The 14004-nt window shown below is 57.1% G+C and carries 14 protein-coding genes and 2 pseudogenes; 7 read left to right on the forward strand and 9 right to left on the reverse strand.

All coding sequences use genetic code 11. From position 1 onward, the window contains the following. Positions 1–9: 9 nt before the first annotated feature. A complete protein-coding gene (gene nth, locus JCM17844_RS04970; protein WP_210431401.1) occupies positions 10–657 on the reverse strand; it encodes an endonuclease III in 648 nt (215 codons plus the stop codon). A 71-nt stretch (positions 658–728) separates the two neighbouring features. Between nth and JCM17844_RS04975 the strand changes: the two genes are divergently transcribed. Then, positions 729–1301: a DUF2244 domain-containing protein gene (locus JCM17844_RS04975; protein ID WP_149999944.1), complete on the forward strand. Its 573-nt coding sequence runs from the start codon at positions 729–731 to the stop codon at positions 1299–1301. Here JCM17844_RS04975 and JCM17844_RS04980 read toward each other — a convergent pair. The 7 genes and pseudogenes from JCM17844_RS04980 to hrcA form a co-directional block, all read right to left on the reverse strand. Continuing rightward, positions 1294–2124 (reverse strand): S1 family peptidase, encoded by an 831-nt coding sequence (locus JCM17844_RS04980; protein ID WP_149999945.1) that lies wholly within the window; start codon positions 2122–2124, stop codon positions 1294–1296. The genes JCM17844_RS04975 and JCM17844_RS04980 overlap by 8 nt on opposite strands. 5 nt (positions 2125–2129) lie before the next feature. Next, entirely contained in the window at positions 2130–2543 is a 414-nt protein-coding gene (locus JCM17844_RS04985; protein ID WP_149999946.1) for a DUF350 domain-containing protein, read from the reverse strand. Between the two features lie 21 nt (positions 2544–2564). After that, positions 2565–3365 (reverse strand): 4-hydroxy-tetrahydrodipicolinate reductase, encoded by an 801-nt coding sequence (gene dapB, locus JCM17844_RS04990; RefSeq protein WP_150000174.1) that lies wholly within the window; start codon positions 3363–3365, stop codon positions 2565–2567. 41 nt (positions 3366–3406) lie between these two features. Continuing rightward, entirely contained in the window at positions 3407–4543 is a 1137-nt protein-coding gene (gene dnaJ / locus JCM17844_RS04995) for a molecular chaperone DnaJ (RefSeq protein WP_149999947.1), read from the reverse strand. 119 nt (positions 4544–4662) lie between these two features. Further along, a pseudogene (gene dnaK, locus JCM17844_RS05000) lies at positions 4663–6584 on the reverse strand (molecular chaperone DnaK). Between the two features lie 211 nt (positions 6585–6795). Then, entirely contained in the window at positions 6796–7458 is a 663-nt protein-coding gene (gene grpE / locus JCM17844_RS05005) for a nucleotide exchange factor GrpE (protein ID WP_210431403.1), read from the reverse strand. A 70-nt stretch (positions 7459–7528) separates the two neighbouring features. Next, on the reverse strand, positions 7529–8560 hold the full coding sequence (hrcA, locus tag JCM17844_RS05010) for a heat-inducible transcriptional repressor HrcA (protein ID WP_149999948.1): 1032 nt from the start codon (positions 8558–8560) through the stop codon (positions 7529–7531). A 204-nt stretch (positions 8561–8764) separates the two neighbouring features. Here hrcA and rph point away from each other — a divergent pair, with 204 nt between their 5' ends. From rph to hemW, 3 genes and pseudogenes are all read left to right on the forward strand, one after another. After that, a complete protein-coding gene (rph, locus tag JCM17844_RS05015; protein WP_149999949.1) occupies positions 8765–9484 on the forward strand; it encodes a ribonuclease PH in 720 nt (239 codons plus the stop codon). Between the two features lie 13 nt (positions 9485–9497). Then, positions 9498–10100 (forward strand): RdgB/HAM1 family non-canonical purine NTP pyrophosphatase, encoded by a 603-nt coding sequence (gene rdgB, locus JCM17844_RS05020; protein ID WP_149999950.1) that lies wholly within the window; start codon positions 9498–9500, stop codon positions 10098–10100. Further along, a pseudogene (gene hemW, locus JCM17844_RS05025) lies at positions 10033–11261 on the forward strand (radical SAM family heme chaperone HemW). Before rdgB ends, hemW begins: the two are co-directional and overlap by 68 nt. Here the strand turns inward: hemW and JCM17844_RS05030 are convergent. Then, positions 11239–12636: a penicillin-binding protein activator gene (locus tag JCM17844_RS05030; RefSeq protein WP_149999951.1), complete on the reverse strand. Its 1398-nt coding sequence runs from the start codon at positions 12634–12636 to the stop codon at positions 11239–11241. The pseudogene hemW and the gene JCM17844_RS05030 sit on opposite strands and share 23 nt — an antisense overlap. A gap of 45 nt (positions 12637–12681) precedes the next feature. Here JCM17844_RS05030 and rsmI point away from each other — a divergent pair, with 45 nt between their 5' ends. Genes rsmI through JCM17844_RS05040 form a run of 3 tightly spaced genes read left to right on the forward strand, consistent with a single transcriptional unit; the run spans position 12682 to position 13957 of the window. Further along, the gene (gene rsmI / locus JCM17844_RS05035) at positions 12682–13281 is read left to right on the forward strand and encodes a 16S rRNA (cytidine(1402)-2'-O)-methyltransferase (protein ID WP_210431405.1); all 600 of its coding nucleotides are present in this window, start codon (positions 12682–12684) and stop codon (positions 13279–13281) included. Positions 13282–13316: 35 nt separating this feature from the next. Beyond that, positions 13317–13565 (forward strand): hypothetical protein, encoded by a 249-nt coding sequence (locus JCM17844_RS14490; protein ID WP_210431406.1) that lies wholly within the window; start codon positions 13317–13319, stop codon positions 13563–13565. Beyond that, the gene (locus JCM17844_RS05040) at positions 13484–13957 is read left to right on the forward strand and encodes a YraN family protein (protein WP_149999952.1); all 474 of its coding nucleotides are present in this window, start codon (positions 13484–13486) and stop codon (positions 13955–13957) included. Before JCM17844_RS14490 ends, JCM17844_RS05040 begins: the two co-directional genes overlap by 82 nt. Positions 13958–14004: the final 47 nt, after the last annotated feature.

The following is a 14004-nucleotide window of genomic DNA, read 5'->3' on the forward strand; positions in this document are numbered from 1 at the left end:
CGAAAGGGATCAGCCGGTTTTATCGGGATAACGACACAGATCCCGCACCAGACAACGGGCACATTCGGGCTTGCGGGCCTTGCAGATATAGCGGCCATGCAAGATCAGCCAATGATGGGCGTGGCGCATATAGCGGGCGGGGATGCGCTTTAACAGCCCATCTTCCACCGCCCGCGGCGTTTTCCCCGGTGCCAGCCCCAGCCGGTTGGCCAATCGGAATATATGGGTGTCCACGGCCATTGTCGGCTCGCCAAAAGCCACATTCAGCACCACATTGGCGGTTTTACGCCCAACACCGGGCAGGGCTTCCAGGGCAGCGCGATCTTTTGGCACAGTGCCGCCATAGTCTTTTGCCAGTATTTTCGACAGGGCAAAAACGTTCTTCGCCTTGGTGTTGAACAAGCCGATGGTTTTGATGTGCTGCCGAATCTCCTCTTCACCCAGCGCACACATGGCCTGTGGCGTGGGGGCGGCGGCAAACAATTCTTTGGTGGCCTTGTTCACCCCGGCATCCGTGGCTTGGGCTGATAAAACCACCGCCACCAAAAGGGTAAAGGGGCTGGTATAGTTCAGCTCAGTTTGAGGGTGCGGGTTGGCGGCTTCGAAACGCGCAAACAGCGCTTCGATATCGGCCTTGGGCATCAAACGGCTGGGCATGGCTTTGCTGGCTTCCTTGATCGGAGAATGACAAACAGCCCGACCCTAAGCGCCTTGAGAAGGATTTGTCTATGAACAGTCATAATCCCACGGCAAGCAAACTGGTCCAGGTCCTTCCCCTGAGCCGTAAAGAACGGCGCATGGCAGGGCTGGAAACAAACGCCCCCTTGTGGTTCGACGCGGTGATCCGCCCACACCGGTCCTTGGCCCCGCATAATTACCGGCTGACCCTTATTCTGGTGGCCGTCTTTTCTGCTTTGGCTGTGCTACGGTTTTTAACCCTGAACGCCTGGCCGGTGGCGATCTTCTTTGTGCTGGATGCGGGGCTGCTATGGGGGGCGCTGAAGCTGTCTTATGTTACAGCACGGGCGTTTGAAGCCATCCAATTGACAGACCAAATGCTGGTGGTCACCCGCGTCAGCTGGCGCGGCCATGTGCAAAACTGGGCCTTCCAGCCCGCATGGGTCGCTGTCACCTTATTGGAAGATGAAAAGCCCGCCAAATCCGTGCGCGTAAAACTGAGCGAACGGGATCGCCGGGTTTTTGTGGGAGAGGCTTTAAGCCCCACGGAGCGGCGGAGCTTGGCACAGGCCCTTATGGCCGCCCTTGAGCGCAAAAAGGCAGGCCGCCCGCCACTTATGTGATCTGGCAATAAACCTGCATCACCGCCCGGTTTTTTCGCAAGCGATTGCCGGTGGCGACGAAATCGCGTTCGGTCAGGCCTTTTGCACTGGCGGGCTGCCCCTGATTGCCCCAGCGTTTCCCGGCAAAATCCAACATATCCAGCAAGGATGCGATAGGGGTTGTATAAATTCGCCCGCGCCGCACGGTAGACGCCACCGTTGAGCCCACCACCTGCCCCTGTGCATTGAACACCGGACCGCCGCTGATTCCGCCCAATGTGGCAAGGCTATCGGGGATGCGGGCACGCTCCGCCCAAATATCGACGGGCTCCAGACGTTGAACATAGCCCCGCGTCCGCATCTGCCCCTGGCTCATTTTACGGGACATCACATCACCGGGCTTGCCGCTGGGAAATCCCATATGAAAGCCCAGATCCCCCCGCGTCGGAAGAGTATCAGCCCCTTGCAAAGAGATCTGACCGAAAGGCCGAGTCTGAAGGATGGCAAGATCATAGTGCGGATGCACCCAAAAATTTTGGACCCCGATGCCCTTATTGGGGCCGGTGAGCAACGCCATGCGCTCACAATCGCGGGCCACATGGGCCGCTGTCAGCCACAGGCCCTGCCGCGAAATGGCATAGGCCGTGCCAACGCTATTGCCGGTTTTACGCTCCGCATCGATGGTTATGATGGTGCCACGCGGCGAAGAGGGCGGCGGGGAAGGAGCCTCATAGCCCGGTGCCGGACGTGGCCGCCGCTCCTGCGGTTCCTGATCTTCTATTTGCCAGATCACGATCAGGATCACGACCAAGGCATAACCGAGCAGTTCAAACCGGCGCAGCATATCCGTCAAACACTGATTGCGGCGGCATTGACCATGGCCGTGGCAAGTTTTGCACTGACCAGAAGAATGGCGGCAGCCATTTCGCCCCGTTCAATGCGCGCGGACAGGTCCTTCAAAACCAGATCCATCACCCGAAACGCCAAAAGCTGGAGAACCAATGTCACCACGCCCCAAACCGCCATATCAAAAACACTGATCGACCCGGCAAGCGTAAAGGCCAAAGGCAGGGAAAGACCAAGAATTGCGCCGCCAAGGCTGAGGCTGGCCGCACTGTTTCCATCCCGGATCAGGGCCATTTCCTTATGGGGTGTCATCCACATATAAATGACCAGCCCAAAAATCAGAACGGCAAAACAGGTGGCGGACTGGGCAAGAAAATCCGGCAGCCCCGCAATAAGGCTATCGATGACCATCGGCATGAAATCCCCCCGTTTTCGCTGTCAGGCCTTCAGCCCCAACACATCCATCATGTCATACTGTCCGGCCTTTTTGCCAACCAGCCATAACGCCGCTTTTACCGCTCCGCGTGCAAAGACCATACGGTCCGAGGCCTGATGCGAAAGCGTGATGCGCTCCCCCGCGCCTGCAAAGAGAACCGCATGTTCACCCGCCACATCCCCGCCGCGCAAGGTGGCAAAGCCGATATGGCCTTCGGTACGCGGGCCGGTGATCCCGTCGCGCACCCGATCCGAATGGCTGGCAAGATCAATGCCCCGGCCAGACGCTGCCGCTTCCCCCAAAGCCAAAGCTGTGCCAGAGGGCGCGTCCGCCTTATGGCGGTGGTGCATTTCCAGAATTTCAATATCGAATTCCGGCCCAAGCGCCTGTGCCGCCTGCCGCACCAGAGAGTGCAAAAGATTGACACCCAAAGAGAAATTGGCCGCCTGCAACAGCGCAATATACGCCGTTGCCTGATCCATCGCCGCTTGTTGGTCGGGATCAAAGCCGGTGCTGCCCACAACAAGCGGGGTCTTATGTGTAGCCGCCAACCGGGCATGGGTCAGGCTGGCCTTGGGGGCGGTGAAATCAATCACCACATCGGATTGCGCGAATAAAGCAGAGGCATCATCGCTGATGCAAAGATCAAGAGGCGTGCCATCAAGGGCCATCAATGCCCGCCCCACATCAGGGGAGCCGGGCCGCGCAACACCGCCGGATAGCACCGCTTCGGGACAGTCCAGAACCGCTTTCAAAAGCGCCTGGCCCATGCGCCCGCTGATCCCCAAAAGCCCAATTCTGATCACCGGCGCCCCCTTCTTATCTCGCTTTGGCTCTCTGTCGGTCAATCGGTCAGATCATCCCACAGACCCTTGACCTTGCTGAAAAAGCCGGTGGATTGCGGCATATGTTTTTCGCCCAGTTCATCGGCCAAACCGCGCAGGGTATCTTTTTGCGCCTTGGTGAGATTCACCGGCGTTTCCACCGTGATTTCTATGATCATATCGCCATATATCGGCGTGTTGATCTGCGGCATACCTTTATTGCGCAAACGGAACTGGCGCCCTGTTTGGGTGCCTTCGGGAATACGCACTTTGGCACGGCCACCGCCAAGGGTGGGCACTTCGATTTCGCCGCCCAAGGTGGCTGTCAGCATGGAAATGGGAACGCCGCAATAAACCGTGGTGCCTTCACGCTCGAACACTTTATGCGGGCGGATGGACAGGAAAATATAAAGATCGCCCGCAGGACCGCCACGGAATCCGGCTTCCCCTTCGCCAGCAAGGCGAATACGGGTGCCTTCTTCCACACCGGCGGGAATTTTCACCGACAATTGCCGCGTTTTTTCCACCCGACCCATGCCATGGCAGCTTTTGCACGGGCTGGAAATCACCCGACCCGCGCCCTTACAGCCCGGACAGGTGCGCTCTACTGTGAAAAAGCCCTGCGCCGTGCGGATTTTCCCTGCCCCCTGACAGGCGGGGCACATTTCCGGGCTGGAGCCTTCTTCGGCCCCGGTGCCGGAACAATCGTCACAGGAAACGCTGGTGGGCACTTCGATATTTTCGGTCACCCCGTGAAAGGCGCTTTCAAGGGAAATTTCCAGATTGAAGCGCAGATCGGCGCCGCGCCGTGCCGAGGATTGTCCCCGTCCGCGGCCACCGCCGCCGCCCATCATATCGCCAAAGAACTGATCGAATATATCTGAAAAGCTGTCCGCATCGAAGCCGCGCGCCTGTGCGCCACCGCCATGCCCATTGGCAAAGGCCGCATGGCCATAACGATCATAGGCCGCGCGCTTCTGATCATCCTTCAAGATGTCATAAGCCTCGCTGATTTCCTTGAAACGCTGCTCCGCGGCTTCATCATTGGGATTGCGATCGGGATGATATTGCATGGCAAGCTTGCGGTAGGCCCGCTTGATCGTCGCCCCATCCGAGCCACGCTCAACACCCAGTGTTTCGTAAAAACATTCAGTCATGCAACGATCCGTTCTGTTCTTTTCCCAAAGCCTGAAACAACGCCGCCGGCACACCGTCTGGGACGGACACCGACGGCGCCTTTAAAGCTTTGGCTGTGCTTTGCTAACAAAGCGCACGCTTATTTCTTGTCGTCGTCAACTTCTTCGAAGTCGGCGTCCACCACCTCTTCCTCAGAGGCCTTGGCGGCGGCATCGGCTTGCTGGGCATCACTGGCCTGTGCACCCTCGGCTTCGCCTTGCTGCGCCTTGTAAATGGCTTCACCCAACTTCAAAGACGCCTGTGTCAGGCTTTCGGTCTTTTGCTTGATGGCATCGGCATCATTGCCTTCAAGCGCCGACTTCAGCTCTGTGACCGCCGTTTCAATGGCACCCTTTTCATCGGAAGACAGCTTGTCGCCATGTTCGGACAGGTTTTTCTCTGTCTGGTGAACAAGGGCTTCCGCCTGATTCTTGGCTTCCACCATTTCCCGGCGCTGCTTGTCTTCCGCCGCATGGGCTTCGGCGTCCTTGACCATCTGTTCGATATCGGCATCCGACAAACCACCCGAGGCTTGAATGCGGATCTGCTGTTCCTTGCCCGTGCCTTTGTCTTTTGCCGACACATTGACAATACCATTGGCATCAATATCGAAGGTCACTTCAATCTGCGGCACACCGCGCGGTGCAGGCGGCAAGCCCACCAGATCAAACTGGCCAAGCAGTTTATTATCGGCGGCCATTTCACGCTCGCCCTGGAACACCCGGATGGTCACCGCACCCTGATTGTCTTCCGCCGTGGAAAACACCTGGGATTTCTTGGTGGGGATGGTGGTGTTGCGTTCGATCAAGCGTGTGAACACACCGCCCAGCGTTTCAATACCCAAAGACAGCGGCGTCACATCAAGAAGCAGAACATCCTTCACATCGCCTTGCAACACACCGGCCTGAATGGCAGCGCCAAGAGCCACCACTTCATCGGGATTCACACCCTTATGAGGATCGCGGCCAAAGAAGGATTTTACCGTCTCATGCACTTTGGGCATACGGGTCATGCCGCCCACAAGCACCACATCATCGACTTCACCGGCGGCGATCCCGGCATCCTTCAATGCTTTTTTGCAAGGGTCCAAAGTGCGCTTGACCAGGTCTTCCACCAGCGATTCCAGCTTGGCGCGGCTTAATTTCATGGTCAAATGCTTGGGGCCGGACTGATCGGCGGTGATGAACGGCAGGTTCACTTCCGTTTGCGTGGCCGAGCTCAGTTCGATCTTGGCTTTTTCCGCCGCTTCTTTCAGCCGCTGCAAAGCCAGTTTGTCGCCGCGCAGATCGATGCCGTTTTCTTTTTTGAATTCGTCGGCAAGATAATCAACAATACGCAGATCGAAATCTTCACCGCCAAGGAAGGTATCCCCATTGGTGGCTTTCACTTCGAACACGCCGTCGCCGATTTCCAGAATGGACACATCGAAGGTACCGCCGCCAAGATCATAAACGGCAATGGTTTTGCCTTCAGCCTTTTCAAGGCCATAGGAAAGAGCCGCAGCCGTCGGTTCGTTGATGATACGCAGAACTTCAAGACCGGCGATTTTCCCGGCATCCTTGGTGGCCTGACGCTGGGCATCATTGAAATAAGCGGGGACGGTAATCACCGCCTGATCCACCGTTTCACCCAAATAGCTTTCGGCGGTTTCTTTCATTTTTTGCAAAATGAAGGCAGAAATCTGTGACGGCGAATATTTCTCGCCGCGCGCTTCCACCCAGCATCGCCATTGCCGGAATTGATGATGGAATAAGGCACCATCTCTTTGTCTTTGGTGGTGGTCGGGTCCGCAAAGGTGCGGCCAATCAAACGTTTGATGGCAAACAGCGTATCCTTGGGATTGGTCACGGCCTGGCGTTTGGCGGACTGGCCCACCAGCCGCTCGCCATCTTCCGTGAAGGCCACCATGGAAGGCGTGGTGCGCACACCTTCGGCATTTTCAATGACTTTGGGGTTCTTCCCCTCCATGACAGCCACGCAGCTATTGGTGGTGCCAAGATCGATTCCGATTACTTTACCCATAAGTTTAACCTTTTCCTTCAGCCGGTCCGGTGGGCCACATCAATGCACCCGCACAGACCCCCAATCAGGTTGATTTTGTTCATAAGACCGAACTGCGTCCTTTAACGCCCAAGGGTTAAAGAGGCAACATCCCGGCCCGCGCCTCTGCATATAGGGGCGCTGTTTAAGCCCCGCAAGTCAGTCTTGTTCCGCTTTTCGCAAACTTATTTGCTCAGGCGGTGGTATCCACACCCTGAGCCGCCTTCGACGTACCGGCTTTTGCCACTGTCACCATGGCGGGGCGCAACAGACGATCCCGGATCACATAGCCGGCCTGATACACATCCACCACCGTTCCCGGCGCTTGAGCGTCGGTTTCCACTTCGGCCATGGCCTGATGGAAATTGTGATCGAATTTTTCGCCCTTGGGGTCGATGCGCTTGATACCGTGCCGCTCAAAAGACGAGAGCAAGTCCCGCTCGGTCATCTCCACACCGTCCACAAACACCTTCAAGGTGCCATCCTCTCGTGCCGACGCGGGCAGGGCATCAAGGGTGCGCCGCAGATTGTCGGAAACCGCCAACAGATCGCGGGCAAAGCTGGAAATGGCATAGGCGCTGGCGTCCTGTTTTTCCTTTGCAGTGCGCCGCAATACATTTTCCACCTCGGCACGGGCCCGCATGGCGGCATCGCGCAAGGTCTCCACTTCGGCTTCAAGGGCTGCAATACGGGCCTTTTCGTCCGCACCGCCCTGTTGCGATTGATCCTGTGCCGCATCCCCGGCTTTCCCGTCCGCTTCATGGGCGTCAACTTTATCGGTCGGCGCCGGGTTTGGCGCGTCCGTCATCTTTTCAAAAGCAGTGTCCTGCCTGTTTTTCTCGTCCGATCCGCTCATAGCGTTCGACCGCCTCCAATTTTTACACCAATGGCTACGTTAAGATCACAGCCGGGTCTTGGGCTTCACCTTATAAAAGCCGCCCGATAACCTTGGCTGTGTAATCCACCATCGGAATGATCCGTGCATAATTGATCCGGGTTGGACCAATCACACCGATCACGCCAACGATCTTGTTGTCGCCCTTCATATAGGGAGAGACGACGAGGGAGGAACCCGAAAGTGAAAAAAGGTTGTTTTCAGAGCCAATAAAAATCTTCACACCTTCGGCATCGCGGGCCGATTCCAGCAGCCGCGTCAGTTCCTGCTTGGTTTCCAGTTCGTCAAACAGCTTACGAATACGCTCCAGATCCTCCAGCGCCCGCACATTTTCCAAAAGATTGCCGCGCCCCCGCACGATCAACGAAGGATTGCCATCCCCCGTCCATGTGGCCAGCCCCTCTTCCACCACCTTGCTGGTCAGCGCATCCAGTTCTGCCTGTTGCTGCGCCAATTCCCGTTCAATCACCTGACGCGCCTCTTCAAAGGTGCGGCCTTTGAAGCGGTTGCTCAGATAATTTCCCGCCTGCACCAAAGCAATGGGCGGCAAGCCTTTGGGAAGGGTAATTACCCGGTTTTCCACCGCGCCATCATCCGACACCACCACCACCAAGGCCCGATCCGGCGGAAGCGGCACAAATTCCACATGTCGCACTGGTGATTCGGTTTTGGGGGCCATCACAAGGCTGGCACAATGGCTCAGTCCCGACAAAAGATTGCTGGCATCTGCCAACACATCTTCACGCCGCCGCCCCTGCCCTGCACATTGCACATCAATATTGGCGCGCTCTTCATCCGTAAGATTGCCGATTTCCAGCAGGCCATCCACAAACAGGCGCAGACCCAGTTCCGTGGGCACGCGACCCGCCGAGGTGTGGGGAGAATAAATCAGACCGGTTTCTTCCAGATCGGCCATCACATTGCGGATAGAAGCCGCCGAAAGGTCAATGCCGGGCTGACGCGAAATGGTGCGAGACCCCACAGGATCACCGGTATCGAGATAGGATTCGACAATGGTACGAAAGATCGCGCGCGAACGATCGTTCAGTCTTCCGATCTGCATGATGCCGGTCCCGTCCTTTCTCCTTCGTCTAAATCATGTAAGGGCCCCGACGCGCCTCGTCAATCAAGGGGGTGGACGCCGCATGGCCGCACCGGCTAGACAACGGCTGGAAATCTTGGAAAACCACCGAGCATCCGCCGAACTGTCACCTCTGTCCCCTTGTCCCTTTTGCCGACAGTCCGGCCAATATTTTGGAGACGTCTTATGCGCCCGTCCGGCCGTGCCCCCGATGAAATGCGTTCCTTGAGCCTTCTACGCGGTTTTTCCAAGCATGCCGAAGGGTCTTGCCTTGTGAAATTCGGCGACACCCATGTGTTATGCACCGCCAGTCTGGAAACCCGCGCCCCCCATTGGTTGCGCGATACGGGCAAGGGCTGGGTAACGGCTGAATATGGCATGTTGCCACGCTCCACCCACAGCCGCATGGACCGAGAAGCCGCACGCGGCAAACAATCGGGCCGCACCCAGGAAATCCAGCGCCTTATTGGCCGGTCCTTGCGCGCCATCATGGAACTTGAAGGTCTGGGCGAGCGCCAGATCCGCATCGATTGCGATGTCTTGCAAGCCGATGGTGGCACCCGCACCGCCGCCATCAGCGGGGGCTTTGTGGCTTTGGTGGATTGCCTGCGCTATATGCGTGATGCCGGTTTGATCGAAACCCTGCCGATCCGCGAGCCGGTGGCCGCCGTCTCTTGCGGGCTTTATAAGGGCAATCCGGTGCTTGATCTGGATTATGATGAAGACAGCGCCGCAGAAACCGACGCCAATTTCGTGCTCACCGCCTCGGGCGGCATTGTGGAAATTCAAGGCACCGCTGAAGAAGCCCCTTTTTCCGAAGAACAGTTTTTGCGGTTGATGCGGTTGGCCCGCATTGGGTGTGACCGCATCATTTCCGAACAAAAGCGGGTTTTGGGCCTGAAATAAGGGAATTGGACAAATGCCCCGCGCCTTCACCGAACATCGCATCGTCGTGGCCAGCCACAATCCCGGCAAAATACGGGAAATCCGCAATTTGCTCACCCCATTGGGCATCAAGGTGCAAGCAGCGGATGAGCTGGGGCTTATAGAGCCTGAAGAAACGGGGAAAACCTTCCTTGAAAATGCCGACTTGAAGGCACGTGCGGCAGCAACCGCTTCCGGGATTGCGGCTTTGGCCGACGATTCCGGGCTTTGTGTTGATGCGCTTCAGGGGGCTCCGGGAATCTATTCCGCCCGCTGGGCAGGGCCGGACAAGGATTTCGCCTTGGCCATGGCAGAGATAGAGCGCAAACTTGACGGTGCACCAAGCGCCGCCCATTTCACCTGTGCGCTAAGCCTTGCATGGCCGGACGGGCATGTGGAAAACGTGGAAGGGATCATTGAAGGCCGGTTGCGTTTTCCGCCCAAGGGTACGCGCGGTTTCGGCTATGATCCCATCTTTGTCCCCCATGGCTATGATATCAGCTTTGGCGAGATGGATCCGGAGAACAAACTTGCCATCAACCACCGCGCCATCGCCTTTAAAAAAATGCTCAAAGCCTGCTTTGACCGCGCAAACTAAGGCAAATGCCGCCGCCCCTCTTGCGCTTTATGTGCATTGGCCCTTTTGCGAGCGCAAATGCCCCTATTGTGATTTCAACAGCCATGTACGCGAGCAGGTGGATCATGATGCTGGAGGCGAGCGCTTTTGGCGGATATGCGCCATTTCGCCCAACAAACGCCGAACCACATCCTGCACAGCATTTTCTTCGGGGGCGGCACACCGTCCTTGATGCATCCCCGAACCGTTGCAGCGCTCATCGAGGAAGCCGCAATACTCTGGCCAACCGTAGATGATCTGGAAATCACGCTAGAAGCCAATCCGTCCAGCGTAGAAGCGGCACGGTTTGCCGCCTATCGCTCCGCCGGTGTGAACCGCGTATCTTTGGGGGTTCAGGCCCTTGATGATGCATCTTTGCGGTTTTTGGGGCGGTTACATACTGCGGATGAAGCCTTACGCGCCCTTGAAATTGCCCGTACCACCTTCGACCAGCTGTCTTTCGACCTGATTTACGCCCGCCCTGAACAAAGCCTTGCCCAATGGCGAGAAGAATTGACCCGCGCCTTATCATTCCATGCGGGGCATCTTTCAGCCTATCAGCTGACCATCGAGCAAGACACAGCCTTTTTCCGTCGCCATGCGCGGGGGGAATTTCATCTGCCCGATGAAGATCTGGCCGCCGACTTGTTCGCCCTGACGGAAGATTTGGCAGAAGCGCAGGGCCTGTTGCCCTATGAGATTTCCAACTATGCCAAGCCGGGTGCCGAATCGCGGCACAATCTGGCCTATTGGCAAGCCGGCCATTATGTGGGCATTGGCCCCGGCGCCCACGGACGGTTGCCTTTGCCCGAAGGCGCAGCCCTTGCCACTCAGCAATCAAAGCGCCCGGAAACCTGGCTAGATCAGGTGGAAAACAAGGGCCATGGATCAGAAAATACCGAAACCGTTACCGCCGACCAGCGCTGCGAAGAAGCGGTAATGATGGGCCTGCGCCTGACCAAAGGCATCGACAAGGCGCTGTTCGCCGCCCGTTTGGGCCGCCCTTTAGAGCAAGCCGTAAATCCACAAGCCATGGCCGATCTGATCGATCTTGGCATGCTTTGCGACAGCCCGACGCATTTGGCAACGACCCCCGACGGGCGCTTGTTGCTCAACAGCCTTACGAGTCGTCTTTTAAGTTGAAGTCCACACGGCCCAGCCTTTGGCGCTGAAAGCCTGAAGGCGCAGAATCAATGACCTGAAAGCCGGTGCGGCGAATTTCCAGCACCGCCAACCGCCTTTGCGCCACGCCGTTGCCACCAAACCGAAACGCCCCGTCAAGGCCGGTGAACCCCGCCGGATTTTCTAGAACAACCGCAGAAAAGCGCTCTTCTTTCAAAGGATTGCGTGCCAAAGTGGCGATTAGCGCCATACCGTCATAAGCCAAAGTGGCAATGCGCGGACCGGATTTGCCATAAGCCGTTTCATAACGCTTCAAAAAATCACGGGGGGCTTTCGGGTCCGGAGCCGGAAACCATGCGCCGCGCAAAGGCGGTTCGCGGGTCAGCGCGGGTTCATCCCATAAGCCGGTGCCCAAAAACTGTACGCGCTGTGGATCAATTTCATAATAAGGCAAAAGCGGCCCCAAAGAGCGCAACAAGGGATCGCCCTCCGCCAGCAACAGCGCATCAAATCCCGGTTCGCCCAGTGTTTCCTGATTTTCCAAGCGCTTTAGAATCTCGTTCGACAGATCATCGCCCAAGGCTTCCAGCGCCCGCACTTCCGCCAGATATGCGGCACGGCGGCTATCATAGCGGGCCAATTGCTTCACTGGCTCTGCCATCAGATCGGGATCAGGGTCATAACGAACCAAAGACACCAAATCACCGCCCATATCCAACACGGCAGGCCCAAAGCTTTCCAACACCCGGTCACCATAAGCCGAATGCGGCACCAACCCCGCCATGCGCTGATGGCCCTGGCTTCGCGCATAAGCAATGATGCGTCTTACATCCTGATCAGGCATGAACCCCATCAGATACACACCGTCGCCCGCCACATGGCTGTCATTGGAAAAGCCTATCAACGGAATATTTTGCGTGCGTAAAACACCGGCCGCCGCATCCACCGATTGCGCCAAAAGCGGCCCCAAAACAATGCTAACGCCGGCATCCAGCGCCTGTTGCGCGGCCCGTTGTGCGCCTTGTGCCGTTCCCAATGTATCGAAGGGCAACAATTCCAGCCGGGGATCATAGGCATCAAAAAGCGCCAAAGCCGCCGCATCGCGCATGGCCGTCCCCACATCGGCAGCCGGGCCGGAAAATGGCAAAAGCAAGCCAATGCGGATCGGCTCGAACGCGGGCGCATCGATCGGGGTCTGCCCTTGCTTTACATCCGGCCCATCATAGAGCACTTTCGGCGCATCCGTTGACGGCACAGAAGACGGCGGGCTTTGCGGCCCGCTGGCACAGGCAGACAGTAAAAGACTGGCACAAAAGGCGGCGGTTCCAATCAGATAGCGCATCCGGTTCTTTTCCAAAAATCCAAAAAGATCACCCTTGCAGGCTTTATCAGGCATAAGCTAGCTCTGATACAAAATAGGCGCAAACAACAAGGCAAAAGCGTGGCACGTTTCATTGAAGACAGCACAGATGCACCGGTCTCCCCCGGCCTTTATATCGTGGCCACACCTATCGGCAATCTGGGGGATATCAGCCACCGCGCCCTTGAAGTTTTATCCAGCGTGGATCTGATCGCTTGCGAAGATACGCGGGTCAGCCTGAAGCTTCTCACCCATTATGGCATCAAAAAGCCGTTGCTATCCTATCACGATCATAATGCCCGGTCTGCCGGCCCGAAAATTTTGAGCACATTGGCGAAAGGGCAAGCGGTCGCGCTGATATCGGATGCAGGAACACCGCTGATTTCCGACCCTGGCTATCGTTTGGTGGCCGATGCCCGCGCCGAAGGCCATCGGGTGATCCCCATTCCCGGAGCCTGTGCCTTTGTGGCGGCCGTATCGGCCAGCGGCCTGCCCACCGACAAAGTGATGTTTTTGGGATTTTCCCCACCCAAAAGCGTGGCGCGCAAACAGTTTGTCACGCCCTATCAGCGGCTGGAGGCCACTCTGGTTTTATATGAAAGCCCCAATCGGCTAGTGGCGGCGCTCACCGATTTCGCAGATATTTTAGGCGACCGGCAAGCGGCCATCTGCGTGAACTGACCAAACGCTATGAAGATATTCGCCGGGGCAGCCTTTTGGAATTGGCACAGGATTATGCGGGCCAGGAAGGCCGCATCAAAGGCGAGATTGCCATCATTATTGCACCCGCCGAAACAACAAAGATCGAAACGGGCGATCTGGACCCCTTATTGCGAAAGGCTTTAAAAGACCTGTCGGTACGGGAAGCCGCAGCAGCGGTTTCATGGATGACCGGGGAAAAGCGCCGCACGGTTTATCAAAAAGCACTGGCGATCAAAGCGGAGATGGAGGACGGGACATCATAACCGGCAAACGCTCTTCAAGGCTTTCGCGCAAGCAGGCGGAAAAGCGCGGGCGCACCGCCGAATTTTGGGCCGCCTTTTATTTGCAAATAAAAGGCTACCGCATCCTTGCCCGGCGCTATCGCACTCCTGTGGGGGAGCTTGATCTGGTTGCAAGGCGCGGCGATACCCTTGTTTTTATCGAAGTGAAAGCACGGCAGGATCTGGCCTTGGGCATGGAAGCCATTTCGCATAACCAGCGCCGGCGCCTTCACCGGGCCGCTTTGGCCTTTATTACGCGGCAACCAGAATTCCACGCCTTTGCCCTGCGCTTTGATGCCATCATCATCCGGCCCTTTTCTCTGCCACACCATATTGTTGATGCGTGGCAAAGCGCCTCTGTCGGGGATCTGTAAGCGCTTAAGGGAAAAGCGCCGCCGTTTCCCTTTCCCAAGGCTAAAAG

It is taken from the genome of Iodidimonas gelatinilytica, assembly GCF_008579125.1.
Taxonomy (GTDB): Bacteria; Pseudomonadota; Alphaproteobacteria; order Sphingomonadales; family Rhodothalassiaceae; genus Iodidimonas; species Iodidimonas muriae.

Excerpts from the sequence above, each read along its gene's own strand:
- nth (WP_210431401.1), bottom strand. The coding sequence starts at position 657 with ATGCCCAGCCGTTTGATGCCCAAGGCCGATATCGAAGCGCTGTTTGCG.
- JCM17844_RS04975 (WP_149999944.1), top strand. The coding sequence starts at position 729 with ATGAACAGTCATAATCCCACGGCAAGCAAACTGGTCCAGGTCCTTCCC.
- JCM17844_RS04980 (WP_149999945.1), bottom strand. The coding sequence starts at position 2,124 with ATGCTGCGCCGGTTTGAACTGCTCGGTTATGCCTTGGTCGTGATCCTG.
- JCM17844_RS04985 (WP_149999946.1), bottom strand. The coding sequence starts at position 2,543 with ATGCCGATGGTCATCGATAGCCTTATTGCGGGGCTGCCGGATTTTCTT.
- dnaJ (WP_149999947.1), bottom strand. The coding sequence starts at position 4,543 with ATGACTGAATGTTTTTACGAAACACTGGGTGTTGAGCGTGGCTCGGAT.
- grpE (WP_210431403.1), bottom strand. The coding sequence starts at position 7,458 with ATGAGCGGATCGGACGAGAAAAACAGGCAGGACACTGCTTTTGAAAAG.
- hrcA (WP_149999948.1), bottom strand. The coding sequence starts at position 8,560 with ATGCAGATCGGAAGACTGAACGATCGTTCGCGCGCGATCTTTCGTACC.
- rph (WP_149999949.1), top strand. The coding sequence starts at position 8,765 with ATGCGCCCGTCCGGCCGTGCCCCCGATGAAATGCGTTCCTTGAGCCTT.
- rdgB (WP_149999950.1), top strand. The coding sequence starts at position 9,498 with ATGCCCCGCGCCTTCACCGAACATCGCATCGTCGTGGCCAGCCACAAT.
- JCM17844_RS05030 (WP_149999951.1), bottom strand. The coding sequence starts at position 12,636 with ATGCCTGATAAAGCCTGCAAGGGTGATCTTTTTGGATTTTTGGAAAAG.
- JCM17844_RS05040 (WP_149999952.1), top strand. The coding sequence starts at position 13,484 with ATGGATGACCGGGGAAAAGCGCCGCACGGTTTATCAAAAAGCACTGGC.